Genomic DNA, 26,303 nt, shown 5'->3' with positions numbered 1-26,303 from the left:
GGACGGTGAAGGTCCACTCAGATCTCCTCGGCCCGAAGGGCAAGGAGCGCCGAAGGGTCGTGGGCGGGGCCCTTCTCGCCGCGGTCCCTTGACCTCAACCGCGGTCGAGGCGGAACGGTGGAGCCGTCCGAACGACCCGGAGTCCCAGGAACAGGAGACCGCCCCCATGAAGGCCGTCGCGCACCCGCACGCCCGTCCCGACCTCCACCGTCCCGGCGTCGGCGCCGTCCTCGTCAGCACCTGGCGGGTCGGCACCCCCGCACGGCAGCGGGCCGCCGTCGAAGCCGTCCGCGCGGCCTGGGAGCGCCGGGAGTGGCCCGATCCGGGACTGCTCTCGTACACCATCCACACCGGCGCCGACGGGGACATGCTGCTCCACTACTCGCAGTGGACCGGCGAGGAGGTCTACGAGGACTTCGTCCGCACCCACCGCGACGACCGGAACGCCGAGATCGACGCGGCCGTGCCCGGCGTCGAACGGGTGGTCCTGCACCGCTACGCGCCGCCCCGCCCGGTCGCCGCCCCCGGAACCGCGGACGGGCCGCCCGGGGCGCTCTCGGTCGTCGAGGCCGACTTCGGGGGACCGGGCGCCGGGCGCCGGAAGGTTCCGGAGGAGGCCGTGGACGCCGTCCTGGCCGGCGACCCGGCGACCCGGCTCGCGCCCGGCAGGATCGGCACGCACGTCCACCGGTCCACGGACGGCACCCGCGTCCTCGTCCTCACCGAATGGGAGGGCGAGCGGGCCCTCGCCGACTGGCGGGCGGAGTACGCCCCGCCCGGCGGGGCCCGGAGGCCGGCGCGCGAACTCCCCGGGCTCACCGGCGTCCGGGTGCGGTGGTACACGCCCGCGCTGAGCCTCGGCGCGGGCACGTGATCCGCCGGCGCCTCCCGGGGGACGCGGCCCCCCGGGAGGTGACGGTCTCCTTCGAGGGCGTTACGGGCGGAAGCGCAGCACCTGCGGGTCGTGGTCGCTGTTCTGGTCCGCGAACTCCGCGTTGATGTGGACGCTGTCGTACGCGAAGTGGTGCACGCCCGGACTGGTCAGGATCTGGTCGAGGACCTGGCTGTTGCCCTGGTACACGTACGAGTAGCGCTCCTCGCGCGGCAGCGACTTCACGGCCGGGTACAGCGCGCCGCCGTCCGTCAGCGCCTTCGTCGTGCCGGAGAACTCGAAGTCGTTGATGTCACCGACCACCAGCACGTCGGCCTGCTTCTCGACCGCGAGGAGCTGCTTCACGAAACCGTTGACGGCCTGGGCCTGGAGCAGGCGCTTGGCCTCGGAGGAACGGTTCGGCGGCTGGTGGTGCGAGACGATCGACTCGTCTCCGCCCTTCGAGCCGAAGTGGTTCGCGATCACGAAGACCGTACGGCCCCGGAAGACGAACTCGCCCGCGAGCGGCTTGCGGCTGTCCTGCCAGGCGGCGTTCGCCGGGTCGATCCGGCCGGGGGAGAGGGTCAGCTCGGCGCGGCCCTTGCGGCCGGTGACGCCGGTCGCGGTGGTGGCGTCGCCGCCCGGACGGTCCGTGAAGGAGACCCGCTCCGGGTTGAAGAGGAAGACCTGACGGATGTTGCCGCCGGGCTCGCCGCCGTCCTTGTCGTTCTCCGGGTCGACCGAACGCCAGTCGTACGCCGGACCGCCGGCCGCCACGATCGCGTCGGTGAACTTCTTCACCGTCACGTCGGCGGCGACCGTGCCGTCCTTCTTGGCGCCGTTGTTGTCCTGGATCTCCTCCAGGGCGAGGATGTCGGGCGAGGCGAGGTTCGTCACGACCGCCTTCGCGAGCGCGTCGAACTTCTCCTGCGGGTCGGTCGGGTCCAGGTTCTCGACGTTGTACGTCGCCACGGCCAGCTCGTTCTTGTGCTGCCTGTCCGTGGTCTCGCGCTCCAGGCCCCGGTCCACGACCGTGCCGAGGGTGCGGGCCGTCAGGGTGTAGCCGCCGTACTGGTTGAAGTCGAGCGGGCCCTCGGTCGTGCCGGACAGCACGTCGCCGACGTTCGCCCGGGGGAACGGCTGCTGGGCGAGCGGGACCAGCGACTGGACCTGGATCCGGCCGGTGTTCTGGTCCTCGTAGGAGCCGTAGACCGTGCCGCCGCGCCGGTTCGCGTTCTCCCACGGCTTCACGGTGACCCACAGCTCGGCGTGCGGGTCGGTGGCGCCGACCACCCGCGAGGAGTCGATCCGGACGTTGGTGCCCTCCAGGGACTCGTAGTAGTCCAGGGCGTACGTCCGGGGCTCCAGCGTCAGGCCGTTGATCGAGCCGTCCGCGGCCGGGTCGCCCTCCGGCGCGTACGCGTCGGGGACGGACGAGGACGAGATCGTCACCGGGGCCGGCACCGGGTTGCCCCGCGAGACGACGGTGACGACGGGCTTGGAGAGCTGCGTCAGCGACTGGTTGCCGGAGGACAGGCCGCCGGGGACGTATTCGGTGACCGTGCCCTTCACGCTGACCGCGTCGCCGACGGCGACGGTCGGGACGGAACTGGTGAAGACGAAGAGGCCCTCACTGGTGGCCGGGTCCGCGTCGGGGGCGGGGTCCTGGATCCAGAAGCCGCGCGAGCCGTAGGTGCGGACGCCCGTGACGATGCCCGTGACCCCGGTGACCTGCTGTCCGGCGAGGGGCGAGACGCGGGTCGTGCCCTGGATGTCGTGGATGCGGACGCCGGCGCCGTCCTCGGCGGACGCGCTCGCCGAACCGGCGAGCAGCCCGGCGGCCAGGGCGGCGGACACGACGGCGGCGACGGCCGCGGATCTCGGTATGGAGGAAGACATCGGGGACTCCGGGGGTGCTGGGAGGAACGGCAGGTGCATCTACGCGCGTCAATCTCTTGGCAGAGCACCCCCCTTGTCAAGGGCCGACGGGTGTACGGGGACCGACGGGTCCGTGAACCGGCGGACGGCCTCCCGGATGCGTCTACGCTGGGACGGCTCCGCGAGGTCTTCACCTCCCCGAGCCCTTTGACCCGCTCGCCCCGTACGCGCCGAGGAGACCCACCAGATGTCAGCGGAGCACCCCACCCTTCCCCCCGTTCGGCTGCGTGCGGACGCGGAGCTGGCGCGGGACGCCCTGGCCGCCCCCCTCCTCGCCGACGCGGCGAGGCTCGCCCGCTGGGCGGGGCCCGGCACCCGGGTGGACGCGGGCGGCGACCTGCTCGACGAGCAGCTCCCGGCGGCGGTCGGGGCCCTGGGCCTCGACGCGGACGAGGAGGGCGCGTTCCGCGCGGGCGACGCCTGGCGGCTCGCGGTCGACACCGGCCTCGTGGAGATCGAGGACGGCGAGGGCGAGGACGCCCCCGGAACGGCCGCGCCCGGCGAGAACCTGGCGCTCCTCACCGGTGGTTCGCCCCGGGACGTCCTCGCGCTCTGGCTGGACGGCTTCGAGGCGGTGTTCGTGGAGGCCGTCGCCCCCGTCCTGGACGACTTCGACGACCTCGTCGGTGAGGACGGCGAGATCGACGTCGACGCCCTCGACTGGGACCCCGAGGCCGAGGCCGAGTTCCTGGAGGGCGTGCTCGGCAACCTCTACCTGCTGACGGTCAGCGAGGGCGGGGCCGGCGAGGGGCCGGTGCCGCTGCCCGCCCTCGCCGCCTCGATGGTCGTCCCCGACGACATGGGCGAGCCCACCGACGACGTGCTGGAGCAGGTCTCGGACGCGATGATGCGGCTGGACGAGCAGTTCCGGCTCCTGGAGCCGATCGGGCTCGTGGAGTACCAGCCCCTGGACGAGGCCCTGATGGCCGAGGAGGGCGAGGAGCCCGCGCCGCCCGTGGACGACGAGGACGTCACCCGGTACGGCATGGTCCGGCTCACCCCGCTCGGCCTGTACGGCATCCGGGCCCGGATGCTGGAGGCCGGCGTCGACGCGCCCGCCGTCGGCGACCTGGCGGACAAGGGCGCCGACGCGCTCCTCGACGGGATCGCCGGCTACCCCGAGGCCGCGGCGCGGGAGGAGACCGCCGCCTGGCTGGCCGGCCGGGACGCGGTCGGCGCGGCCCGGGAGCTGCTGCACGCGGCCCGGGGCTCCGACGCGGGCTCCCCGCTCCGCCGCCTCCACTGCCAGCAGACGCTCTCCCTGGTGGGCCCGGAGGCGGAGCCCGCGGTGCGGGAGGTCCTGGACGACGCGGAACTCGGCGGTCTGGCGCGGGTCTGGCTCGCGGAGCGGGGCGCGGCCGACGTGCCCGCGCCGCCGGAGTCGATGATCTTCTGGCTGGCGATCGACACCATCGCGGCCCAGCTGGAGGCGGAGGGCGACCTGGAGGAGCTCCAGGAGCTGATCGAGGGCCTCACCGGGCGGCACGGCGGCTTCTTCGAGGCGGCCTGGCGGGTGGAGCACCCGGCGACGGCGGAGGTCCTGGAGGCGATGGGCCGTCTGCACCGGGACAAGGCCACGGCGAAGGAGGCCCGCAAGGCCGCCTTCAAGGCCCGCTCGCGGGCCGGTTCCTGACGGGCCCGGGACTTCCGGGCGGCCCCGGGGCTTCCGGCGGTTTTCCGCGCCCCTCGCCCGTTTCCGGGCGTTTCCCGCCGCTCCGGGCCGCTGTCGGCCGGTCCTGGCGGGACGGGTGCCGGGCGGCCGGGGGACGGACGCCGGGCGGCCGGGGGACGGATGCCCGCCGGTGTTCCCGTGGTGTTCAGACGCCGTTCGCGCGGACCCGCGAGGGTGACCAGCGAGATCCGGCCACCACAGGGAGAACCCATCACCATGCCGCTCAACCGCAGAGAGTTCGCCAAGCAGTCCGCCGCCACCGGTGCGGGGCTCGCCCTCACCGGTGTCGTCGGGGCTCTCGCCACCGCCCCCGAGGCGCTCGCGTCCGACGAGCCGGAGGCGTACGGAACCGGCCATGGACACGGTCGCGACCACGATCGCGGTCACGGGCACGCCCTCGGGTACGGGCCGCTGGTCGCGGACCCGAAGGGGGTGCTCGCGCTGCCGGCCGGCTTCTCGTACCGCGTCGTCACCCACAGCGGGGTGACCCGCCTGGAGTCGGGCGAGTTCACGCCCTCCAACCACGACGGCACCGCCGCCTTCGCCGGTCCGCGCGGCACCACGTACCTGGTCAACAACCACGAGCTGAAGGGCCCCCGCGCCAAGTGGGAGCACCCGGTCCCGCTCACCGAGGGCCTCGTCTACGACCCGGCCGCGGCCGGCGGCTGCACGGTCGTGGAGGTGCACCGCGACGGCACCGTGGCCGAGTGGGTCGGCCTCGCCGGCACCTCCACCAACTGCGCGGGCGGCCGCACCGAGTGGGGCACCTGGCTGACCGGCGAGGAGAACTCCGACCTCGCCGGCGTCAACGGCATGACCAGGGACCACGGGTACGTCTTCGAGGTCGATCCGCGCGACCGCCGGGCCAACCGCGCCCCGAAGCCGGTCAAGGCGTTCGGCCGGTACGACCACGAGGCCGTCGTCATCGACCCCCGGCACGGCCACGCCTACCTCACCGAGGACGCCTCCAACCCCAACGGGCTCCTCTTCCGCTGGGTGCCGCCGAAGGGCTTCGAGCACGGGCGCGGGAAGCTCCGCACCCTCGCCGACGACGCCGGTGTGCTCCAGGCCGCCAAGTGCGTCGACTCCTCCGGCCGCTTCGTCGACGACCTCTCCCGCGCCACCCGGATCGGCACCGTCTACGGCGTGGACTGGGTCGACGTCCCCGACCGCGACGCCCGCACCACCCCCGTCCGCAAGCAGTTCGCCGCCGGGCAGGTCACCCGGGGCCGCAAGCTGGAGGGCATGTGGTGGGCCGACGGCGGCGCCTACGTCGTCTCCTCCTTCGCGCGCGCCGAGAGCCCCGGCGCCGCGCACGACGGCCAGGTCTGGTTCTACGACCCGAAGCGCCGCACCCTCACCCTCAAGGTGCTGTTCGGCGTGAACGCGAACCCCGACGAGGACGGCGCCTTCGACGGCCCCGACAACATCACCGTCTCCCCGTACGGCGGGCTCGTCATCGCGGAGGACGGCGAGGGGGTCCAGCACCTCTTCGGCGCCACCGACTCCGGCCGTACGTACCCGATCGCCCGCAACGACCTCAACGACAGCGAGTTCACCGGCGTCGTCTTCTCGCCGGACGGCGACACGCTGTTCGCCAACATCCAGACCCCCGGCATCATGGTCGCGATCACCGGCCCCTGGCGCCGCCAGCCCCGCCGCTGAACCCGGCGCCACGGCCCGGCACCCGACGTGCCGGGCCGTGGACGCGCCGCGGTCCGCGGGCCGGCCGTCAGAGCGCCTGGGCGGCCGGCTTCACCATGCCCCGGACGGTCCGCGACTTCACGAACTCGCCCATCGCCGTCATCTCCCACTCGCCGGAGAACTGCCTGATCAGCTTCGCCATCATCACGCCGGTCTGCGGTTCGGCGGTGGTCAGGTCGAAGCGGACCAGCTCCTCGCCGGTCGCCGCGTCGAGCAGCCGGCAGTACGCCTTGGCGACCTCGGTGAACTTCTGGCCGGAGAAGGAGTTCACCGTGAAGACGAGACCGGTGACCTCGGCCGGCAGCCGGCCCAGGTCGACGGTGATCACCTCGTCGTCGCCCGCGCCCTCGCCGGTGAGGTTGTCGCCGGAGTGCTTGACCGAGCCGTTCAGGATGGCCAGCTTGCCGAAGTAGCAGCTGTCCAGGTGGTTGCGCTGCGGGCCGTACGCGATGACGGAGGCGTCCAGGTCGATGTCCTTGCCCCGGTAGGCGGGCTCCCAGCCGAGGCCCATTTTGACCTGGGAGAGCAGCGGACGGCCGCCCTTGACCAGGGACACCGTCTGGTTCTTCTGGAGACTGACCCGGCCCTTGTCGAGGTTGATCTTGCCTGCGGGCGCGGGCGCGGGCGCGGGCGCGGGCGCGGGCGCGGGCGCGGGGGCGGGGGCGGGGACGACGGGCGGCGCGGGCGGGGCCGGGGGCGCGAGCCGGGGGTCCACCGGGGCGGCCGGCGGCGCGGCCGGGACGGGCGGCGCGACGGGAGCCGGGGCGGGCGCGGCGGCCGCCGGCTCCTCGTCCACCGAGACGCCGAAGTCGGTCGCGATGCCGGCGAGCCCGTTCGCGTAGCCCTGGCCCACGGCGCGGGCCTTCCACGCGCCGTTGCGCAGGTAGATCTCGACGACCACGAGGGCCGTCTCCGTGGACAGCCGGGGCGGGGTGAAGGTGGCGAGCACGCCGCCGTCCGCGTCGCGGATCGTCGCCGTGGGTTCGATGCCCTGGAAGGTCTGGCCCGCGGCGTCCGGGCTCGCCGTGACGACGATCCTCTCGACACCGGCCGGCAGCGCGCCGGTGTCGACCAGGATCGCGTCGGGCGCGGTCCCGCCGCCGGAGCGGTAGGTGACACCGGGGCCGGCGGGCTGGTTGTAGAAGATGAAGTCGTCGTCCGAGCGGACCTTGCCGTTGGCGCCGAGCAGCAGGCCCGAGACGTCGAGCCGCACCGGGGCGGCGACGTCCACCGCCACGCGCGCGGCGGTGAGAGGGATGTTCGAGCCGGGGGTCATAGCGGTCATGCCAGGGGTAACGATCAGGGCCCCTTTGCCGTTCCCTTACCTTCGCCGGGTTCGGCCACACCGGTGACGGGGACGCTCCCGGCCCCCGGCCCCGGCTTCCGACCTCCGGCCCCGGCTTCCGGCCCCCGGCCCGGCTCCCGTCCCCGGGCCCCCGGCCCCCCGGCCCCGGCCCCCGTCCCCTCGGCCCGGCTTCCGACTCCCGGCTCCCGTCCGCCACCGAAGCGGTACGGGCCGGTCCGGCGGGCCGTGACCGGCCGGGCGCCGCCCGGCCCCGCCCCGGCATGTGCCTATCCTTTCGATCATGGGTGCGGTGGGGGCCGGGGGAGCGGTGGACGCGGTGGCGACGACGGGGCCGGCGGGACGGGTGGGACGGGTGGGACCGGCGGGCGGGAGCTCGTTCCGGACGGAGGACGTGGACGCGGCGCGCGAGGAACTCGGCGTGCGGTACTACGAGAACCGCATGGACCTCGTCGAACGGCGGTCGCGCCCCTTCGCGGCGCGGTTCGACACCGTCGCCCTCGGGCCGCTGGTCATCGGTGACCTCAGCTGCGGGGCCGACGTCCGGATGAGCTTCGGGGAGCTGGGCGCCTATCACCTGAACGCCCCCCTGAGCGGCACGATGGAGGTCCGCCAGGGCGGCGGGCCGCCGCTCGTCGCCACGGCCGCCGAGGCGCTGCTGCTCGACCCGGCCGGGGACACCGTCCTGGACCGCTGGAGCGGCGACTGCCGGACCCTGGCGGTGAAGATCGGGGCGGCCGCGCTCCGCGACCGCCTCGAACAGCTGCTGGGCCGGCCGCCGCGCGGTCCGTTCGCCCTCGGGCCCCGGCTGGACATCACGCGGGGGCCCGGCCTGAGCTGGGTGCGCTTCGCCCGGCGGGTCGCGTGCGAGGCGCTCGCCGGGGAGGGGCTCGCCCACCACGAACTGGTGGCCGCGCCCCTCCAGGAGGCGCTGCTCAACGGGCTGCTCCTGGCCGCCGAGCACCCCTGGCGCGACGCGCTGGCCCACCCCGGGGAGGCCCGGCGCCCGGCGCCGGTCAAGCGGGTGATGGACGCGGTGCGGGAGCGCCCGGAGCACCCCTTCACGACCACCGAGCTCGCCGCCCTGGCCCGGGTGAGCGTGCGCCGCCTCCAGGAGTCCTTCCGGGAGTACGTGGGGACGTCCCCGATGGCGTACGTGCGGGAGGTCCGGCTCGACCGGGTCCGCGAGGAGCTGCGGGCCGCCGTCCCGGAGGAGGTGAGCGTGAGCGAGGTGGCCTGGCGCTGGGGCTTCGGCCACCAGGGCAGGTTCGCGGCGCGCTACCGGGAGAGGTTCGGCGAGCCGCCGTCCCGGACCCTGAGGGCGGGCCGCTGACCGGGGCTCCCCGGACGGCCCGCCGGCCGGGGCCCTGAGGGCGGGGTCGCCGACCGGGACCCTGCGGCCGGGACCGCCCCGGTCCGCCGCGCGTTCCGGACAGGCGCCGCGTTCCGCGGCTCGCGGCGGTCACCGGCCGGGCCTACGGTGGGCGGGTCCGGTCCGCAGGCGCGCACCGTGACCCGGGCCCCGGCCGGCTCCCCCGTATCAGTCCGGCCGGGTCCTGCGTATCCCCGCCGTCAGTGGGACGACGGCGGCGGGTCCTCGCAGAAGCTGCCGCCCAGGTAGAGGGCGTCGGGACTGTCCCCGGGCAAGGGGCCCTGTTCCGCGAGGAGTTCCGCCGCGAAGACCTCCGCGTCGTCCTGCGGCGCGTAGCCGAGCGCCCGGGCCGTGGAGAGGTCCCACCGCAGACGGGTGTTGGCGGAGGAGCCGTACGCCACGGTGTGGCCGACGGACCCGGCGGTGAGCGAGGCGTGCAGGAGCCGGGCGCAGTCGCCGGGGCTGAGCCACAGCGAGAGCATCCGCACCGTGGTGGGCGCGGGGTAGCAGGAGCCGATGCGCAGGGAGACGGTCTCGACGCCGTGCCGGTCCCAGTAGAGCTGGGCCAGGTCCTCGCCGAAGCACTTGGAGAGTCCGTAGAAGGTGTCGGGCCGGTGCGGGGTGTCGGCGGGGAGGAGCGGTTCTCCCTCGCGCGGAAGCGGGGTGAAGCCGACCGCGTGGTTGCTGGAGGCGAAGACCACGCGCCGGACGCCCTCCTCGCGGACGGCCTCGTAGAGGTGGTGGAGCCCGGTGACGTTGGCGGCCACGATCCTGTCGAAGTCGGACTCCAGGGAGATGCCCGCCAGGTGCACGACCGCGTCGACGCCCCGCACCGCCTCGCGCAGCGCCGCCCGGTCCGCGAGGTCCGCGACGATCGCGTCCGGCGCCCCGGGGACGGGGACGGCGTCCAGGAGGCGGAGTTCGTGACCGTACGGGGGCAGCAGCTCCCGCATCAGGGTGCCGATGCCCCCGGCGGCGCCGGTGAGCAGGACGGTGCGGGGTGCGGTCATGGAACGGCTCCTCCGTCGGGGCGAGCGGGGCGAGCTGGGCGAGCGGGACGGCGGTCCGGGCCGGCCCGCCCGTGCGGGGCGTGCGGGTCCGGCGGGACGGCGGTGCGGGCGGGTCCGTCCGGGCGGCCGGATCCGGTCGGTTCGTTCGGCTGTCCCGCGTTCGCGACCGTGGACACGCTAGGGAGCCGTCGGAGGAGCGTCAAGAAGGGGTGTGACGCCGTGTCGGGCGCCTTGACCGGCGCCTCGGCGCTGGCCTAGCGTGCGGGGCAGTCTCGTTCAAGGATGTGGACGGGATTCATGAACGTGCACATCGTTGATGACCGTGCACGACGGACTTCGCTGGGAGCGCCCGTGACCACCGCCCCGCTCGCCGCCCGCCTCGACGGCCTGCTGTTCTTCCCCGTCACCGCCTTCGCGCCGGACGGCTCCCCCGACCTCGCCGCCTTCCGCGCCCACGTCCGCGCCGGGATCGACGCGGGCGCCGGGGCCGTGTTCGCCTGCTGCGGCACCGGCGAGTTCCACGCCCTCGCCCCCGAGGAGTTCCGGGACTGCGTCGCCGCCGCCGTCGAGGAGGCCGCCGGCCGCGTCCCCGTCGTCGCCGGCACCGGCTACGGCACCGCCCTCGCGATCCACCACGCCCGCCTCGCGGATGAGGCCGGCGCGGACGGCCTCCTCGCCCTGCCCCCGTACCTCGTCGTCGCCGACCAGGCCGGACTGCTCCGCCACTACACCGAACTGGCCGCCGCCACCGCGCTCGACGTCATCGTCTACCAGCGCGACAACGCGGTCCTCACCCCCGACACCGCCGTCGCCCTCGCCCGCACCGACGGGATCATCGGCCTCAAGGACGGGCTCGGCGACCTCGGCCTGATGCAGCGGATCGTCAGCGCCGTCCGCGCCGAAGGTCTCGACCTGCTCTACTTCAACGGCCTGCCGACCGCCGAACTCACCGCCGCCGCCTACCGGGGCATCGGCGTCACCCTCTACTCCTCCGCCGCCTTCTGCTTCGCCCCCGACATCGCCCTCGCCCACCACCGCGCCCTCGCCGCCGGCGACGACGCCACCACGGACCTGCTCGTCGACGTCTTCTTCCGGCCGCTCGTCGAACTCCGCTCCCTGGGACGGGGATACGCCGTCTCGCTCGTCAAGGCGGCGGTCCGCGCGGGCGGCCAGGACGTGGGCGAGGTGCGACCGCCGCTGAGCGAACCCGACCCCGCGCACGTCGGGGAACTGCTCCGGCTGGTCGACCGGGCCCGCGCCCTCCTGAAGGAGGCCGGGGCGTGAGCACGGGCCTGCGGGCGGGCGCCTTCGTCTACCCCTGGGACGTCGACGGCGACCCCGCCGCGCCCGGCCTCCTCGCGGACCTGGGGCTCGCCCGGGTGACGCTCGCCGCCGCCTACCACTCCGTACGGGCCCCGACCCCCCGTCACCCGGCCCACCGGATCGTCACCGCCGGGCACGCCGCCGTGCTCTACCCGCCGGACCCGGACCGCTGGGCGGGCCGCGCGCTCCGCCCGTACCCGGCGGGGGAGTGGGCCCCCGGCGACGCCTACGGACGCGCCGCCGGGGCCCTGGCCGCCGCCGGTCTGGAGGTGCACAGCTGGGTCGTCCTCGCGCACAACTCCCGCCTCGGCGCCGAACACCCGGAGACCTCCGTCGTCAACGCCTACGGGGACCGCTACCCCTGGGCCCCCTGCGTCGCCCGTCCCGACGTCCGCGACCTCCTCGTCGGCCTGGCCGCCGAGGCCGCCGTGCGCCCCGGCGCCGCCGGTACCGAACTGGAGTCCTGCGGCTGGTACGGCCTCGCCCACCTGCACGCCCACGACAAGACCGGCGGCGCGCTCCCGGGGGAGCGCGCCGAACTCCTGATGTCCCTCTGCTTCTGCCCCGCCTGCCGGGAGGGGTACGGGGCCCGGGGCGCCGACCCCGGCGAACTGGCCGCCGCCGTGCGCGCCGCCCTGGAGCCCGTCTGGGCCGGGACCGGTCCGGCGGGCGGGCTCGGCCGCCTGGAGGCCCCCGCCCTGGCCTGGCGCGCCGGGACCGCCCGCGCCTTCCAGGAGGCCGCCGTGGCCGCCGTGCGGGCCGCCGCCCCGCCCGGCTTCCGCGTCCTGCTGCACGCCGACCCCGACCCGTACCGCTGCGGCGCCGACACCGGCACGGACCCCGCCCACGTCCTGGGCCTCGCGGACGGCGTCGTCGCCCGCCCGCCGAAGGTGGCCGCCTTCGCGGCCCACGCCCGCCCCGGCACCGTCCTCGCCGCCAACCTCCCCGTCGTCGCCGGCCTGGGCGGCGACCCCGGGCGCCTGGCCCGCGACGCGGACCGGGCGCGCGCGGCGGGCGCGACCGAACTGCGGCTCTACCACGCCGGACTGGCCTCGGACGAGGACCTGGCGGCAGTCCGCAGGGCGCTGCGGGGCACCGGTCCGGACGGTGCGCCGCCCGTGCCGTGACCGGCCGGACGGGCAGGGCCCCGGGGAGGTCCGGAGGTCCGGAGGGACGCGCCGGACGCCCCGGGGCCGTGCGCGGCGGCGCGTCCGCCCGGCCGCCGCCCGGACGCGCCGCCGGAAGGCCCTCACCAGGCCAGGTCCTCCAGCGCGTCCAGGTCCGGCACCACCGCCGCCGGACCGGCGTCGTCCGTGCCCACCCGCAGTTCGGCCCAGATCGTCTTGCCGCGCCGGCCGTACCGCGTGCCCCAGCGCTCCGCGTACCGCGCGACCAGGTACAGCCCACGGCCGCCCTCGTCCGTCGCCGTCGCGTGCCGCAGGTGCGGCGAGGTGCTGCTGCCGTCCGAGACCTCGCAGATCAGCGCCCGGTCGTGGAGCAGCCGCACGCGCACCGGATCGGAGCCGTACCGCACCGCGTTCGTGAGCAGTTCGCTGAGGACCAGCTCCGCCGTGAACGCCGCCTCCTCCAGTCCCCACTCCACCAGCTTCGCCGCCGCCGCGTTCCGCACCGGGGACACCGCCGACGGGTCCCGCTCCACCTCCCACTCCGCGATCCGCTCCCGGTCGAGCCGGCGGGTCCGCGCCACCAGGAGCGCGATGTCGTCGCGCGGCGACGACGAGAGGAGCGCCGTCAGGACGTCCGCGCAGGTCTGCTCCGGGCTCCGGTCCCGGTGGGCGAGCGCGGACCGCAGCAGCCCGTGTCCCGTGTCGAAGTCCCGCCCGCCGTCCTCCAGGAGCCCGTCGGTGAAGAGCACCAGCCTGCTCCCCTCCGGCAGCGTCAGCTCCGTCGTGGCGAACGGCGTCTCGCCCAGACCGAGCCCGAGCGGCAGCCCCGGCGACAGCCCGGGGAACTCCACCCGCCCGTCGGGGGTGACGAGGGCGGGCCCGGGGTGGCCCGCGCTCGCCATCGTGCACAGCCCCGACGCCGGGTCGTAGATCGCGTACAGACAGGTCGCGCCGGTGATCCCCTCCTCGCGCCGCCGCCCCTCGCCGTCCGGCCCCTCCGCCCCCCGGACGTCGATCTGCCCCGTCAACTCGTCCAGACGGGCCAGCAGCTCGTCCGGCGGCACGTCCAGGGTCGAGAAGTTGTGCACCGCCGTGCGCAGCCGCCCCATGGTGGCCGCCGCGTGCAGCCCGTGCCCCACCACGTCCCCCACCACCAGCGCCACCCGCGCGCCCGGCAGCGGGATCACGTCGAACCAGTCGCCGCCCACCCCGGCCTCCGCCGGGAGGTAGCGGTACGCGACCTCCACCGCGCTCTGCTCCGGCAGCGCCCGGGGCAGCAGGCTCCGCTGGAGCGACACCGCCATCGCGTGCTCCCGGGTGAACCGGCGCGCGTTGTCGATCGCGACCGCCGCCCGCGCCGCCAGCTCCTCCGCGAACGACAGGTCCTCCTCCCCGAACGGCTCCGCCGTGTCCGCCCGCCAGAAGTTCGCCATCCCCAGGACCACCCCCCGGGCCAGCAGCGGCACCGTGAGCAGCGAGTGCATCCCGTACGCCAGGGCCCGCGCGGCCCCCTCCGGGTCCTGCGCCCGCCAGCGCTCCGCCGCCGCCAGCTCCGGCTGCACCACCGCGTGCCCGGTGTCCAGGGCCGTCGTCATCGGAGTGCCGGGCGCGTCGAAGAGGATGGTGTCCCCGACCGGCTGGAGCGGCTGGTCCGACCGCACCCCGCTCAGCGCCGTCCGCCGCATCCCGGCGGTCGCGGCCACCGCCTCCGCCGCCTCGGGGGGCTCCTCCCCGCGCAGCACCGGCTCCAGGAGCTCCACCGTGGCGAAGTCCGCGAACTGCGGCACCGCCACCTCCGCCAGCTCCTCCGCCGTCCGTACGACCTCCAGCGTCGTCCCGATCCGGACCCCCGCCTCGTACAGCAGCTGGAGCCGGCCCCGGGCCACCGCCGCCCGGCCGGACAGCGCGGCCAGCTCGGTGGTGTCCCGCATCGTCATCACACAGCCGGTCCCGCCCGCCCCGGGCAGGGTGGGCCGCACGCTCACCGCGAGGAGCCGGTCGCCCGCCCGGTGCACCTCGTCGGTCGCCGTCCGCCCCGACTCCAGGAGTTCGACCGTGCGCGGCGCGAGACCCAGCTCCGACACGTGCCGCCGCTCGGCCTCCGGGCCGAGCCCGAGGAGCCGGCGCGCCTCGTCGTTGGCGAGCAGCAGCCGGTGGTCGGCGTCCACGATCAGGACCCCTTCCCGCACGGCGTGCAGCACCGCCTCGTGGTGCTCCTTCATCCGGGTCATCTCGGCCGGCCCGAGCCCGTGCGTCTGCCGCCGCAGCCGCCGGCTCACCAGCGCGGCCCCGCCCACGGCCACCACGAGGGCGCCGCCCGCCGCGCCCGCGAGCAGCGGCAGCCGGTCCCCCGCGGAGTGCGCGATGTTCCCCACCTCGATGCCGCTGGTCACCAGGCCGACGACACGGCCCCGGCCGTCCACCACGGGGACCACGGCCCGCGCCGCGTCGTTCGGCGCGCCCTCGAACAGCTCCGTGTACGACGCGCCGCGCACCGCCCGCGAGAGGTCGCCGGACGCCTTGCGGCCGATCAGCTCCGGCCGCGCGTCGGTGTACCGCACCCCGCCGGTGCTCAGGACCGAGACGAAGTCCACGCCCGCCGCCCGCCGGGTCGCCTCCGCCCGGCCCTGCAGCTCCGCCGTCGGATCGGACGACGTGAGGGCGGCGGCGGTGCCCGGGGCGTGCGCGAACGCCTCCGCGACCGCGAGCGAGCGCGCCAGGGCGTCCTGTTCGGCGTCCCGCCGCTCCTGCTGGAACATCACGGCGGCCGCCATCACGATCACCAGGAGCGCGATCAGCGCCTCCAGGGCGAACACCTGCCCGGCGACGCTCCGCAGCCCCGTGCCGCGCGTCTTCCCCCGTTCCCGGCGGGGCCCGGTGCCGGAACCGTCCCGCCCCCGCGCGGTCATCCCGTGCTCCGGGCGATCAGGAGCGCCACGTCGTCCGGCGCGCCCGGCCGCCGCAGCGCCCGCAGCAACTGGTCGCAGGTCTCCTCCAGGGGGCCGCGCGCCTCGTCGAGCAGGCCCACGAGCAGCGCGAGCCGGTCGTCGATCGCCTCGTCCCGGGTCTCGATCAGGCCGTCCGTGAAGAGCACCAGCCGGTCCCCGGGCCGGAACGGCACCCGGGCCGTGCGGAAGCTGCCGCCGCCCACCCCCAGCGGCACCCCCGCCGAGAGCCGCACCAGCTCGGCGGGACCGTCCGCCGGGACCCGCACGGGCGGCAGGTGGCCCGCGTTCGCGATCCGGCACCGGCCCCGCACCGGGTCGTGCACGGCGAAGAGACAGGTCGCGATGTAGTGCTCCAGGCCCGCCGTGATGCGGTCCAGGTGCCGCAGGACCTGCGCGGGAGACAGGTCGAGGTCCGCGAACGCGCAGGTGGCCGTCCGCAGCCGGCCCATCGTGGCCGCCGCGTCGATCCCGCTGCCCATCACGTCCCCCACGACGAGCGCCGTCTTGTCGTCGGGCAGCGGGATCACGTCGTACCAGTCGCCGCCGACCTCGCTCGACGCCTGCGCCGGCTGGTAACGGGCCGCCACCTCCAGGCCCGCCCGTTCCGGCGGCACGCCCGGCAGCAGGCTGCGCTGGAGCGTCACCGCCGAGTTCCGCACGCTCTGGTACCACCGGGCGTTGTCGATGCTCACCGCCGCCCGCGCCGCCAGCTCCGTCGCCAGGAGCACGTCGTCCCCGTCGAACGGCAGCGGGTTGCGGTCCCGTTTGAGGTCCAGCGCGCCGAGGACCTCGCCGCGCGCGATCAGCGGCACCGCCAGGTACGAGTGGACCCCGGCCGCGGCCAGCATCTCCGCCGCCTCCGGGCTCCGTGCGATCCGGGCCAGGTCGTCCGGTCCGGCCCGCTCCACCAGGACCGGCAGGCCGGTGTGCACGCACCGGGTGACCAGCCGGTCCGCCCCGTACATCGTGACCTCCCCGGGCGGGTCGGCGGCCGGCAGCGCCTCCGTCGGGCCCGCCGCCTTCACCGCGAGCGCGCGGAACAGCTCGGGCCCCCGCTCCGGCGCGCCGGGCCTGCGCAGCGCCAGGACGGAGTCGAGGACGTCGACGGCGGCGACGTCCGCCAGCTCCGGCACGACCACCGACGCCAGCTCGTCGGCGGTCCGCTCCACCTCCAGGGTGGTGCCGACCCGGGCCGCCGCCTCCGCGACGAGCGCGAGCCGCCGGCGCGCCCGGTCCGCCTCCGCGTCCGCCCGGTGCCGTTCGGTCACGTCGGTCACCGACGCCGCCACGCCCAGGATCCGGCGCTCGCCGCCTTCCAGGCGGTAGAGGGAGACCGACCAGACGTGGTCGTGGTCCGGGTCGGCCGGGGTCCGGCCCGTGAGGGAGAGGTCGAACAGCGGAGTGCCCGACGCCAGGACCGTGCGCATCGCCTCCTCCAGGGCCGGCGCGTCGAGCCCCGGCAGCATGTCGGAGAAGCGCCGTCCGGAGTGCAGCGCGGCGGCGATGCCGTTGATCCGCTCCAGGGCCGGGTTCACCAGGACGAAGCGCAGCTCGGTGTCGAGGACGGCGAGACCCGTCGGGGACTGGGAGACCAGCCGGTCGGAGAGGGCCAGCTCGGCCTCGGCCCGCTCGACGGCGGAGCGGTCGGCGGCGATCCCCAGGGCGTACAGGCCGCCCAGGTCGTCGGTGAGGCGCATGTTGCGGAACTCCACCGGCCGGACGGTGCCGTCCTTGTGCCGCACGGGAAAGGTGCCGGACCAGGACGCGCCGCCGGCCAGCACCTCGGCGAAGAGGCGCACCGCCTCCTCCCGGTGCTCCTCGTCCACGATCAGCCGGGCCACGTACCGGCCCAGGGCCTCGTCGGCGCCGAAACCGAACAGGGACTCCGCCTGCGGGCTCCACAGCACGATCCGGCCGCGCGCGTCCACGACGACGGCGGCCACTCCGAGCACGTCGAGCAGCCCCTCGCCGTCCAGGGGCGTTCCGACCCGCCCCGCCGTCCCAGGGAAGGAACCGGCCGTCACCCTGCCCTCCTCCCGCCGCGCCCGTGCTTTCCTCCATGCTCCCCGCCCCCGGGCCGCCCCGCACCGCGAGCGGTGGGGCGGCGGGGTGCGGCCCGGGATCGGGGTGCGGGGTGCGGCGGCGTGGGCTCCGCCGCCGGTCAGGCAGCCCCCTTCCGCCCCTCGTACCGCAGCGCGGCCCCCGTCACGACCGCGCCCAGCCCCTCCCACAGCCCCACGCCCAGGAAGCCCGACGGGGCGCGGCCGGTGACGACGGCGAGGGTGAAGACCGCGCAGGTGAGGAGGCGGAAGGGGACCGTCCAGCGGAAGAAGGGCTTCCAGTCCGCGAGCGCGGCCAGGACGTAGTAGACGCCCATGTTGAGCGCCGCCATCGAGGAGGCCGTCAGGAAGACCAGGGTGTGGTCGCCGTCCGCGCGCCCGCCGTCGGGCACCGGTTCGAAGCCCATGACCGTGAGCAGGACGTCCGGGGCGACCAGGCCCACCGCGCCGAGCGCGGCGGCCAGCACGCCGAAGACCGCCATGGTCCAGCCGGACAGGGAACGGGGCAGGCGCACGGTGGTCCTCCGCGGGATCGGGGCTCGGTTCGAAAACGTGCTCGGATGCGAGCGTGCCCCTGCATACCGTGCGAAGGGGGCCCGCGGCCAATCGGGCACCGGCCCAACGGGCCTCCCGTACGCGCCACTTCGTCTCCCGGCGCGTCGCTCCGGGCTCCGCGCGCCCCTCCGTTCCCTCCTGCGCGTGCCTCCCTTCCCTCCTGCACGTGCCTTTGCTTTCGCCGCGCGGGGGAGACGGCCCTCCGCCCGTACGCGCTCCTCCCGTACGCGCTCCGCCCCCTTCCCGGGAGCCGGGCGGCCGGGGGACCGGTCCGTGGCCGCCGGTCCTGAATTCCCCTGCCCCGGGGCCCGTTGCCGCCCTAGGGTGGCGATCATGAACGAGACCGCGCCCTTCGCCCCGATCCTGACCCGTGCCGCCGACGCGGAGACCACCGCCGACCCGAGCAGCGTGATGACGCTGTTCGCCGATTCCGACGCCACCGGCGGCGGGCTCACCAGCTACCGCTCCTCGTTCGCGAAGGGGGCGGTCGGTGCCCCGGCGCATTTCCACACCCGGGCCTCGGAGATGTTCTTCGTGCTCGGCGGCTCCCTCCAGGTCCTCGTCGGCGAGGAGCTGACCGTCCTGGAGGAGGGGGACTTCCTCCTGGTCCCGCCGCACACCCCGCACGCCTTCGCCGCGGCGCCCGGCGCCGAGGCCGACGTGCTCTTCGTCTTCACGCCCGGCATGGCCCGCTTCGACTACCTGCGCCTTCTCGGCCGGGTCATGCGGGGCGAGGCGAGCCCCGAGGAGATCAAGGCGTCCTCGGAGCGGTACGACAACCACTACGTCGACAGCCCGGTCTGGCGGGCGGCCCTGGCCGAGCGCTGAAACCCCCGGTCCCGGCCCCGGCCCCGGTTCCGGAACCGGCTTCCGGTGGCCTTCCGGGCCGGCCGCCCCGGGGCCCGGGGGCCGAACCGCGGGAGGCGGCCGGCCCGGCGGTCAGAGGCGCCGGGTCGCCAGGGCCAGCCGGTCCCGCGCGTCCAGGAGCGCGTCCCCGATCGACCGCTCGTGGGCCGGGGTGAGCCGCGCCACCGGCACCGAGCAGCTGATCGCGTCCCGCGCCGGGGTCCGGTAGGGGATCGCGACCCCGAAGCAGCGCAGCCCCAGCGTGTTCTCCTCGCGGTCCACCGCGAAGCCCCGCTCGCGGACGGCGCCCAGCTCCTCGATCAGCTCCTCGCGGTCGGTGACCGTGTGCTCGGTCAGCGCCGGAAGGGTCTCCGGGAGCAGTTTGCGCACCTCCTCGTCCGTGTGGGTGGCGAGCAGGGCCTTGCCGAGGGACGTCGAGTGCGCGGGCAGCCGCCGTCCGACCCGGGTGAACGGCCGCAGGTAGTGCTGGGACGGGCGGGTCGCCAGGTAGACCACGCTGGTCCCGTCGAGCCGGGCCAGGTGGATGGTCTCGGTGGTCTCGTCCGCGAGCCGGTCCAGGACGGACCGGGAGGCGGCCACCACCTCGTCGCCGTCGATGTACGAGGTGCCGACGAGCAGCGCCCGCACCCCGATGCCGTACCGGGTGCCGGTCGCGTCCGTCTCCACCCAGCCCAGCTCGACCAGGGTGCGCAGCAGCATGTACAGACTGGACTTGGGGTACCCGACGGCCTCCTGGACGGTGGCCAGCGCGTGCATGCCGGGACGCCCGGCGAAGTACTCCAGCAGCTCCACGGTCCGCACCGCGGACTTCACCTGCGCCCCGCCCGCGTCGGCAGTCGCCATGACCTTCCGCCCTTCTTCTCTCGCCCGGTCCCGGCCCCCGTCCGCCGTCCGGCGGTCGCACCGGCCGGACGACGCCCTTGTGGAGACGGGCGGACCGTCCCTAGAGTCCCGGAGACGCGTTCATCCACGGGAACGGCGTTCAGAATAGCGAACAGGGGTGTGGCGGTGGCGGAACCAGTGTGGAGTGTGGACCCCCGGACGGGGAAGCCGCGCGAGCGGGTGGCGGCGGAGGCCACGGCGGAGGAGGTCGACCGGGCCGTCCGGGCCGCGCACGGCAGCCGCGAGGCCCTCGCCGACCGCGCCGTACGGGCCGCCTTCCTCCGCGCCGCGGCCGGCCTCCTGGAGGAGGCGCGGGACCGGGTGATCGAGACCGCCGACGCCGAGACGGCCCTCGGGGCCACCCGCCTCACCGGCGAACTCGCGCGCACCACGGCCCAGTTGCGGTCGTTCGCCGACGTCGTGGACGAAGGGTCCTTCCTCGACGTCCGGATCGACCTCCCCGACCCCGGGGCGGTCCCGCCCCGGCCCGACCTGCGCCGCTGGAAGGTCCCGCTCGGCGTCGTCGCCGTCTACGCCGCCGGCAACTTCCCGCTCGCTTTCTCCGTCCCCGGCGGCGACACCGCGAGCGCCCTCGCGGCCGGCTGCCCCGTGGTGGTCAAGGCCCACCCCGGCCACCCCGCCACCTCCGCGCTCTGCGCCTCCCTGCTGCGCCGGGCCGCCGCCGGGGCCGGCCTCCCCGAGGACGTCGTGGTCCTCGTCCACGGCTTCGACGCGGGCGTCGCGCTGATCCGCCACCCGCTCGTCGCGGCGGCGGGCTTCACCGGATCGGTGCGCGGCGGACGGGCGCTCTTCGACGCGGCCGCCGCCCGGCCCGTGCCCATCCCCTTCCACGGGGAACTCGGCTCCCTCAACCCGGTCGTGATCACCCCCGCCGCCGCCGAGGAGCGGGCCAAGGAGATCGGCGCCGGACTCGCCGGGTCCACCACCCTGGGCGCGGGCCAGTTCTGCACCAAGCCCGGCCTCGTCCTGGCCCCCCGGGGCGAGGCGGGCGACCGCTTCCTCGACGCCCTCGCCGAGGGCGTCGTCGCGACCGGACCGGCCGTGATGCTCGACCACCGGATACGGGACGCCTACGTGGCCGGGGTCGCGGAACGCGCCGCGCTCACCGGGGTCGCCGCCCCCGTCGTCCCCGGCGCCCGCGACGGGCACGCCGTCGGCGCCGGCGTCCTCACCGTCGACGCCGCGCGGCTCACCGGGGACGGCCACCGCCTCCTCCTGGAGGAGTGCTTCGGCCCGGTCACCGTCGTCGCCCGCTACACGGACCGGGAGGAGGCCACCGCCGTCCTGGGCCTGCTGCCGGGCAACCTCACGGCCACCCTGCACACCACCGGGACGGACGGGGACCCCGACGCCGCCCCGCTGCTCGCCGCGCTCGTCCCGCTGGCCGGTCGCGTCCTCGTCAACGGCTGGCCCACCGGCGTCGCCGTCGCCGCCGCCCAGCACCACGGCGGCCCCTACCCGGCCACCACCTCCACCGCCACCTCGGTCGGCGCGACCGCGATCGAACGCTGGCTGCGTCCGGTCACCTACCAGTCGACCCCCGGCCACCTCCTCCCGCCGGAACTCCGCGACGGCAACCCGCTGGGGCTGCCGAGGCGTTGACGGCGGCTCCGGCCGGGACCGGGGCCCCGGCCCCTGTCCCGGTCTCGCGCCGTCCGGCTCCGGGACCGGGACCGGACGGGGACGTCAGGCGCTCCTCAGCACCACGAGCCGCCGGGTCGCCCGCGTCATCGCCACGTACCGGTCCACCGCCCCCGCGATCCCGTCCCCGAACGCCTCCGGGTCGACGAGGACGACCAGGTCGAACTCCAGCCCCTTCGCCAGGGACGGGGTCAGCGACCGGACGCGGGGCGTCGCGCGGAACGACGGGTCGCCGATGACGCAGGCGACCCCCTCCGCGTTCCCGGAGAGCCAGGCGTCGAGCACCGCGTCCCGCTCCGCGACGGTGCCGTACGTGACGGGAACACCGGTGCGGCGGACGGACACCGGCACGTTGGCGTCCGGCAGCGCGGCCCGGACGACCGGTTCCGCCTCCGTCATGATCTCCTCCGGCGTCCGGTAGTTGACGCTCAGGGAGGCCACCTCGATCCGGTCGAGCCCCACCCGCTCCAGGCGCTCCCGCCACGACTCGGTGAACCCGTGCCGGGCCTGGGCCCGGTCCCCGACCACCGTGAAGCTCCGCGACGGACACCGCCGCAGCAGCATCCGCCACTCCGCGTCGGTCAGCTCCTGCGCCTCGTCCACGACGACGTGCGCGAACGGCCCGGCGAGCAGGTCCGGTTCGGCGGCGGGCAGCGCGCCCTCGTCGATCAGGCTGTCCTGGAGGTCCCGCCCGCGCAGCATCCCCATCGCGCCCTCGCTCTCGTCGATCACGACGTTCTGCAGCAGGCTCGCGGTGACCTCGGCCCTGCGCGCGCGTTCGGCGGCGACGGCGGCCTCGCGCCTCCGCTCGCGCAGGGACGCCTCCGGATCGCCGAGCCGCTGCCGGGCCGCGTCCAGGAGCGGCAGGTCGGAGACCGTCCACGCCCGCGCGTCCGCGCGCCCCAGCCGCCGCACCTCGTCCGGGCCGAGCCAGGGGGCGCACAGCCGCAGGTAGGCGGGGACCGTCCACAGGTCGCCGACCAGATCGGCGGCCTCGACCAGCGGCCACGCGCCGTGCAGGGCGGCCGTCAGCTCCCGGTCCCGGCGCAGGGCCGCCAGGAACGCGTCCTCCGGCACGTCGTCCGCGTCGTCGCCGTGCCTGTCCCGCAGGATCCCGGCCAGCTCCTCCCAGATCTGCTCGCGGGCCTCGTTGTGCGGGGTCCCCGGCTCCGGCGCCTCGAACGCCCGCGCCCAGTCACGGGCGCTCAGCCGGACCTCGGACCAGGGGGTCGTGACCGTCATCCCCTCGGAAGGAGGCGTCTCGTAGAACCTCACGGCCGTCTCGACCGCCCCCACCATGGCCGCCGACGACTTCAGGGCGGCCACCTCCGGGTCGCTCTCCGGCACGGCTTCCGCCCCCTCCGCGACGAGGTCCCGCAGCGTGCAGGTCCGTACGCCCTCCTCGCCGAGACCGGGGAGCACGTCGGAGACGTAGTTCAGATAGGGCTGGTGCGGGCCGACGAACAGCACCCCGCCCCCGCGCCGGCCCAGCCGCGGGTCGGAGTGGAGCAGATAGGCGGCGCGGTGCAGGGCGACGACGGTCTTCCCGGTGCCGGGGCCGCCGTCGACCACCAGGGTGCCGCGCGACCCCGCCCGGACGACGGCGTCCTGGTCGGCCTGGATGGTGCCGAGCACGTCCCGCATCCGGGGCGACCGGTGGGCACCCAGGCTCGCGATGAAGGCCGACTGGTCGTCGAGCGCGGCGTGCCCCTCCAGCCCCTCGGCGGTGAACACCTCGTCCCAGTAGTCGGTGATCCGGCCGCCGGTCCAGCGGTACCGGCGACGGCTGGCCAGACCCGCCGGGCGGGCGTGGGTGGCCGCGAAGAACGGCTCGGCCGCCGGGGAGCGCCAGTCGATCAGCAGCCGGTGCCCGGCGGCGTCGGTGAGCCCGAGCCGCCCGACGTACACGGGCTCCGAACCGTCCGCGCCGACGATCCGGCCGAGGCACAGATCCAGCCCGAAGCGGCGCAGGGTGCGCAGGCGCGCGGTCAGCCGGTGGATCTCCGCGTCCCGCTCCATCGCCTCGCGCCCGATGCCGCCAGGCGCCTTCCGCAGGGCGTCGAGCCGCCCGGACAGCTCGCGCACGGACTGCTCCAGGCTCTCCGCGACGGCCGCGAAGTGCCGCTCGTCGGCGGCGATCAGCGCCGGGTCGGCCTTGGCGGAGAGCCGGTCGGGAAGGTCGAACGCGCTGGGCGCGGCGGTGGGGTGCGAGTGGACCGGTGAAGACGTGGGCACGTGGTGGATCTCCCGTTTCCGCAACTTCTGACCTGGGCGTTCCCGGTGCAGACCGGTGATTCTGCGGTACGGAGGGGGTCTTGCCGCAAGCCCCCCGGTGCGCTATAAGTTAAGAGTGGCGAGGGGTGGGTCTTCCCCCGGTGTACGCCCTTTCGCCGGTCCCGCGCGGTGAGTGAGTGACTGAGTGACGGGGCCGGAGCTCCCGGAACCGCCCTCCCCGTTCCCGCGTCCTGGACCTTCGTGATCAGAACCGCGACCGCAGCCGACCTCGACGCCGTCGTCGCCCTCCACGCCGAGGCGCGCGCCACCTACTACCGGGGCCACCTGCCCGACGAGGAGTTCGCGGGCCCCGCCGAGCTGGCCCGCTCCCGGGCGGGCTGGGAGGCCGCCGTCGGGCGCGGTGCCGTGCTCTGCGCCGAGCGGGACGGCGAGCTCGCGGGTGTCGCGGCCCACCGCGTGGACGACGGCGTCGCGGTCCTCTCCCAGCTGCACGTGTCTCCCGCCCGCTGGCGCCGGGGCGTCGGCACCGGGCTCCACGACGCCTGCGTCGCCGCCTGGCGCGCCGCCGGGGCGTCCCGGGCGCGCCTGGAGGTCTTCGACAGGAACGAACGCGCCCGGGCCTTCTACGCGGCCCGGGGCTGGCTCCCGGACCCCGACGGCCCGCGCGACGGCGACCACCTGGTGCTCGTCCTCGCGCTGGCGCCCTAGCCGTCCCCGCCGCGGGGGCCTCGCGGTCGGCCGGTTCATTCCGGAGCGACCCGCTCCGGAATGAACCGGCCGACGGAGGCGTTCCCGGGACGGAACGAACCGTCCGCACCCCCTTCGGAGAGAGAACCCCCATGCGCGTCGAGATCTGGAGCGACATCACCTGTCCCTGGTGTTACGTGGGAAAAGCGCGTTTCGAGAAGGGCCTCGCGGCCTTCGCGCACCGTGACGACGTCGAGGTGGTGCACCGCTCCTTCGAGCTCGACCCCCACCGCCCCAAGGACGACACCGCCCCCGTCCTGGAGATGCTGGCGAAGAAGTACGGCCGCACCCTGGACGAGGCCCGCGCCATGGAGGCGCACGTCGCGTCCAGCGCGCGCTCCGAGGGGCTCGGCTACCGCACCGAGGGCCGGGACCACGGCAACACCTTCGACGTCCACCGGCTGCTCCACCTCGCCAAGGCGCGCGGCCGGCAGGGCGAACTCCTGGACCTGGCCTACCGCGCCAACTTCGCCGAGGAGCGCTCCGTCTTCGACGCGGAGACCCTGGTGGCGCTCGGCGTGGAGGCCGGGCTGGACGAGACCGAGGTCCGGTCCGTCCTCGCCGACGAGTCCGCCTACGCCGACGACGTGCGGCAGGACGAGCGCGAGGCCGCCGAACTCGGCGCGAGCGGCGTGCCGTTCTTCGTCCTCGACCGCCGCTACGGCGTCTCCGGCGGCCAGCCCGCCGAGGTCTTCACCCAGGCCCTCGAACAGGCGTGGCAGGGCCGCGCCCTCCAGCCGCTCGGCGGCGCGGAGGCCGACGCCTGCGGCCCGGACGGCTGCGAGGTTCCGCGCGCCTGACCCCGGGACGGCTCCGTGAACCGTCCCGACCCGCGCGGACGAGGGTTCCCCGGGGGACCGCCGCCGTCCCGCAGGATTGACGGGTGGTCACGGAGAATTCAGGGTGGGGGCATGGATTCCTCCGACGCCCCCCTCGACGTCTCCCTCGACCGGCCGCTCGGCGGCTCCGAGTTCGCGCCCAAGAAGACCTACCTCAACACCTCCACCTGCGGGCTGCTGCCCCGCCGTACCGTCGAGGCGGTCGTCCTCCTCGCCGAGGAGACCGCCGACGGGCGTCCCGACGGCTCCGGGAGCTTCGAGATCGTCGGCGAGGCCCGCGCGGCCTTCGCCCGGCTCGTCGGGGTCGCCCCCGAGCGCGTCGCCCTCGGCAGCTCGGTCGCGGTGCACTGCGGGATGGTCGCCCAGTCGCTGCCCGCCGGGTCCGAGGTCCTCTTCCCCGAGGGCGACTTCTCGTCCGTCATCACCCCCTTCACGATCCGCGGCGACCTCAAGGTCCGCTTCGCGCCCCTGGAGCGGCTCGCCGAGTCCGTCCGCCCGGAGACCGCGCTCGTCGCCTTCTCCGCCGTGCAGTCGGCGGACGGGCGGACGGCCGACCTCGCGGCGGTACGGGCGGCGGCCGCCGCCCACGGCGCCCGGACGCTCCTGGACACCACCCAGGCGGCGGGCTGGCTGCCGCTGCGCGCGGGGGAGTGGGACTACACGGTCGCCGGCGGCTACAAGTACCTGCTCTGCCCGCGCGGGGCGTCCTTCCTCACCGTCACCGAGGAGGCGCAGGACTCGCTCCTCCCGATCCACGCCAACTGGGTCAGCGGCGAGGAGCTGTGGGTGAACAGCTACGGCCCGCTCCGCGAACCCGCCCGCTCCGCGCGCCGTTTCGACGAGCCCATGGCCTTCCTCCCGTACCACGGGGCCGCCCGTTCGCTCGCCCTCCTCGAAGAGGTCGGCGTCGAACGGATCGAGGCCCACGCCAGGGGGCTCGCGGCCCGCTTCCGCTCCGGTCTGACCGCTCTCGGCCACGCGCCGGTCGCGGACGACTCGGTGGTCGTCGCCGTCCCGGGCCTCGGGGACCGCGCGGACGCCCTGCGGGAGGCCGGCGTCCTCCTCTCGGTCCGCGCGGGCAACCTGCGGGCCTCCTTCCACCTGTACAACACGGCGGCGGACGTGGACCGCGCCCTGGACGTCCTGGCGGGCTGAGCCCCGGGGCCCGGCTGCCCGTCGGCGCGAACG

General features: G+C 75.7%; 19 protein-coding genes. 11 read left to right on the top strand and 8 right to left on the bottom strand.

Annotation, left to right across the window (positions count from 1 at the left end; translation table 11 throughout):
- Nucleotides 1-88 precede the first annotated feature (88 nt).
- Nucleotides 89-874 carry an antibiotic biosynthesis monooxygenase gene (locus ACZ6AQ_RS00435; RefSeq protein ID WP_468756378.1) on the top strand — a complete coding sequence of 262 codons (786 nt, stop codon included), beginning with the start codon at nt 89-91 and terminating at the stop codon, nt 872-874.
- Nucleotides 875-934: 60 nt separating this feature from the next.
- Here the strand turns inward: ACZ6AQ_RS00435 and ACZ6AQ_RS00430 are convergent, their stop codons facing one another.
- Nucleotides 935-2,770 (bottom strand): endonuclease/exonuclease/phosphatase family protein, encoded by a 1,836-nt coding sequence (locus ACZ6AQ_RS00430; RefSeq protein WP_468756376.1) that lies wholly within the window; start codon nt 2,768-2,770, stop codon nt 935-937.
- A 226-nt stretch (nt 2,771-2,996) separates the two neighbouring features.
- Between ACZ6AQ_RS00430 and ACZ6AQ_RS00425 the strand changes: the two genes are divergently transcribed.
- Both ACZ6AQ_RS00425 and ACZ6AQ_RS00420 read left to right on the top strand, forming a co-directional pair.
- A complete protein-coding gene (locus ACZ6AQ_RS00425; RefSeq protein WP_468756374.1) occupies nt 2,997-4,442 on the top strand; it encodes a hypothetical protein in 1,446 nt (481 codons plus the stop codon).
- 255 nt (nt 4,443-4,697) lie between these two features.
- On the top strand, nt 4,698-6,146 hold the full coding sequence (locus ACZ6AQ_RS00420; protein ID WP_388691799.1) for an alkaline phosphatase PhoX: 1,449 nt from the start codon (nt 4,698-4,700) through the stop codon (nt 6,144-6,146).
- A gap of 67 nt (nt 6,147-6,213) precedes the next feature.
- Here ACZ6AQ_RS00420 and ACZ6AQ_RS00415 read toward each other — a convergent pair whose 3' ends face one another.
- On the bottom strand, nt 6,214-7,461 hold the full coding sequence (locus ACZ6AQ_RS00415) for a TerD family protein (protein WP_468757049.1): 1,248 nt from the start codon (nt 7,459-7,461) through the stop codon (nt 6,214-6,216).
- A 310-nt stretch (nt 7,462-7,771) separates the two neighbouring features.
- Here ACZ6AQ_RS00415 and ACZ6AQ_RS00410 point away from each other — a divergent pair, with 310 nt between their 5' ends.
- Nucleotides 7,772-8,821 carry an AraC family transcriptional regulator gene (locus tag ACZ6AQ_RS00410; RefSeq protein WP_468756372.1) on the top strand — a complete coding sequence of 350 codons (1,050 nt, stop codon included), beginning with the start codon at nt 7,772-7,774 and terminating at the stop codon, nt 8,819-8,821.
- A gap of 239 nt (nt 8,822-9,060) precedes the next feature.
- Here the strand turns inward: ACZ6AQ_RS00410 and ACZ6AQ_RS00405 are convergent, their stop codons facing one another.
- The gene (locus ACZ6AQ_RS00405; RefSeq protein ID WP_468756370.1) at nt 9,061-9,870 is read right to left on the bottom strand and encodes an NAD-dependent epimerase/dehydratase family protein; all 810 of its coding nucleotides are present in this window, start codon (nt 9,868-9,870) and stop codon (nt 9,061-9,063) included.
- A gap of 351 nt (nt 9,871-10,221) precedes the next feature.
- On the opposite strand from ACZ6AQ_RS00405, the gene ACZ6AQ_RS00400 reads away from it, so the two are divergent.
- Both ACZ6AQ_RS00400 and ACZ6AQ_RS00395 read left to right on the top strand, forming a co-directional pair.
- On the top strand, nt 10,222-11,154 hold the full coding sequence (locus ACZ6AQ_RS00400; RefSeq protein ID WP_468756369.1) for a 5-dehydro-4-deoxyglucarate dehydratase: 933 nt from the start codon (nt 10,222-10,224) through the stop codon (nt 11,152-11,154).
- Nucleotides 11,155-11,162: 8 nt separating this feature from the next.
- Nucleotides 11,163-12,320, top strand: a complete 1,158-nt coding sequence (locus ACZ6AQ_RS00395; RefSeq protein WP_468757048.1) for a hypothetical protein — start codon at nt 11,163-11,165, stop codon at nt 12,318-12,320.
- Between the two features lie 122 nt (nt 12,321-12,442).
- Here the strand turns inward: ACZ6AQ_RS00395 and ACZ6AQ_RS00390 are convergent, their stop codons facing one another.
- The 3 genes from ACZ6AQ_RS00390 to ACZ6AQ_RS00380 all read right to left on the bottom strand — a co-directional run bounded on the left by ACZ6AQ_RS00390 (nt 12,443) and on the right by ACZ6AQ_RS00380 (nt 17,810).
- Nucleotides 12,443-15,229, bottom strand: coding sequence for a SpoIIE family protein phosphatase (locus ACZ6AQ_RS00390; protein WP_468756367.1), 2,787 nt, complete (start codon nt 15,227-15,229; stop codon nt 12,443-12,445).
- Nucleotides 15,226-17,292 carry a SpoIIE family protein phosphatase gene (locus ACZ6AQ_RS00385; RefSeq protein WP_468756364.1) on the bottom strand — a complete coding sequence of 689 codons (2,067 nt, stop codon included), beginning with the start codon at nt 17,290-17,292 and terminating at the stop codon, nt 15,226-15,228. The genes ACZ6AQ_RS00390 and ACZ6AQ_RS00385 overlap by 4 nt, the downstream gene beginning before the upstream one ends.
- Nucleotides 17,293-17,429: 137 nt before the next feature.
- Nucleotides 17,430-17,810 carry a hypothetical protein gene (locus ACZ6AQ_RS00380; protein ID WP_468757046.1) on the bottom strand — a complete coding sequence of 127 codons (381 nt, stop codon included), beginning with the start codon at nt 17,808-17,810 and terminating at the stop codon, nt 17,430-17,432.
- Nucleotides 17,811-18,216: 406 nt separating this feature from the next.
- On the opposite strand from ACZ6AQ_RS00380, the gene ACZ6AQ_RS00375 reads away from it, so the two are divergent.
- Nucleotides 18,217-18,711, top strand: coding sequence for a cupin domain-containing protein (locus tag ACZ6AQ_RS00375; protein WP_468756362.1), 495 nt, complete (start codon nt 18,217-18,219; stop codon nt 18,709-18,711).
- Nucleotides 18,712-18,822: 111 nt separating this feature from the next.
- On the opposite strand, the gene ACZ6AQ_RS00370 is transcribed toward ACZ6AQ_RS00375, so the two are convergent.
- On the bottom strand, nt 18,823-19,593 hold the full coding sequence (locus ACZ6AQ_RS00370) for an IclR family transcriptional regulator (RefSeq protein WP_468756360.1): 771 nt from the start codon (nt 19,591-19,593) through the stop codon (nt 18,823-18,825).
- Between the two features lie 186 nt (nt 19,594-19,779).
- On the opposite strand from ACZ6AQ_RS00370, the gene ACZ6AQ_RS00365 reads away from it, so the two are divergent.
- Nucleotides 19,780-21,255: an aldehyde dehydrogenase (NADP(+)) gene (locus ACZ6AQ_RS00365; RefSeq protein WP_468756359.1), complete on the top strand. Its 1,476-nt coding sequence runs from the start codon at nt 19,780-19,782 to the stop codon at nt 21,253-21,255.
- Between the two features lie 84 nt (nt 21,256-21,339).
- Here the strand turns inward: ACZ6AQ_RS00365 and helR are convergent, their stop codons facing one another.
- Complete coding sequence (gene helR, locus ACZ6AQ_RS00360) at nt 21,340-23,529, bottom strand: RNA polymerase recycling motor ATPase HelR (protein WP_468756357.1); 2,190 nt, start codon at nt 23,527-23,529, stop codon at nt 21,340-21,342.
- 240 nt (nt 23,530-23,769) lie between these two features.
- Between helR and ACZ6AQ_RS00355 the strand changes: the two genes are divergently transcribed.
- The 3 genes from ACZ6AQ_RS00355 (at nt 23,770) to ACZ6AQ_RS00345 (ending at nt 26,270) form a co-directional block, all read left to right on the top strand.
- Nucleotides 23,770-24,237 (top strand): GNAT family N-acetyltransferase, encoded by a 468-nt coding sequence (locus ACZ6AQ_RS00355; protein WP_468756355.1) that lies wholly within the window; start codon nt 23,770-23,772, stop codon nt 24,235-24,237.
- A gap of 131 nt (nt 24,238-24,368) precedes the next feature.
- On the top strand, nt 24,369-25,076 hold the full coding sequence (locus ACZ6AQ_RS00350) for a DsbA family oxidoreductase (protein WP_468756353.1): 708 nt from the start codon (nt 24,369-24,371) through the stop codon (nt 25,074-25,076).
- A gap of 111 nt (nt 25,077-25,187) precedes the next feature.
- Nucleotides 25,188-26,270: an aminotransferase class V-fold PLP-dependent enzyme gene (locus ACZ6AQ_RS00345; RefSeq protein ID WP_468756351.1), complete on the top strand. Its 1,083-nt coding sequence runs from the start codon at nt 25,188-25,190 to the stop codon at nt 26,268-26,270.
- The last annotated feature ends 33 nt before the right edge of the window (nt 26,271-26,303 follow it).

The sequence above is a fragment of the Streptomyces sp. NPDC041191 genome, assembly GCF_055591945.1.
This window is presented reverse-complemented; position numbering and strand designations above follow the sequence as displayed.

Coding starts and splice junctions, on each gene's coding strand:
- ACZ6AQ_RS00345 (WP_468756351.1), top strand. CDS start 25,188: ATGGATTCCTCCGACGCCCCCCTCGACGTCTCCCTCGACCGGCCGCTC.
- ACZ6AQ_RS00380 (WP_468757046.1), bottom strand. CDS start 17,810: ATGGCGGTCTTCGGCGTGCTGGCCGCCGCGCTCGGCGCGGTGGGCCTG.
- ACZ6AQ_RS00350 (WP_468756353.1), top strand. CDS start 24,369: ATGCGCGTCGAGATCTGGAGCGACATCACCTGTCCCTGGTGTTACGTG.
- ACZ6AQ_RS00415 (WP_468757049.1), bottom strand. CDS start 7,461: ATGACCCCCGGCTCGAACATCCCTCTCACCGCCGCGCGCGTGGCGGTG.
- ACZ6AQ_RS00405 (WP_468756370.1), bottom strand. CDS start 9,870: ATGACCGCACCCCGCACCGTCCTGCTCACCGGCGCCGCCGGGGGCATC.
- ACZ6AQ_RS00390 (WP_468756367.1), bottom strand. CDS start 15,229: ATGACCGCGCGGGGGCGGGACGGTTCCGGCACCGGGCCCCGCCGGGAA.
- ACZ6AQ_RS00420 (WP_388691799.1), top strand. CDS start 4,698: ATGCCGCTCAACCGCAGAGAGTTCGCCAAGCAGTCCGCCGCCACCGGT.
- ACZ6AQ_RS00425 (WP_468756374.1), top strand. CDS start 2,997: ATGTCAGCGGAGCACCCCACCCTTCCCCCCGTTCGGCTGCGTGCGGAC.
- ACZ6AQ_RS00410 (WP_468756372.1), top strand. CDS start 7,772: ATGGGTGCGGTGGGGGCCGGGGGAGCGGTGGACGCGGTGGCGACGACG.
- ACZ6AQ_RS00370 (WP_468756360.1), bottom strand. CDS start 19,593: ATGGCGACTGCCGACGCGGGCGGGGCGCAGGTGAAGTCCGCGGTGCGG.
- ACZ6AQ_RS00375 (WP_468756362.1), top strand. CDS start 18,217: ATGAACGAGACCGCGCCCTTCGCCCCGATCCTGACCCGTGCCGCCGAC.
- ACZ6AQ_RS00430 (WP_468756376.1), bottom strand. CDS start 2,770: ATGTCTTCCTCCATACCGAGATCCGCGGCCGTCGCCGCCGTCGTGTCC.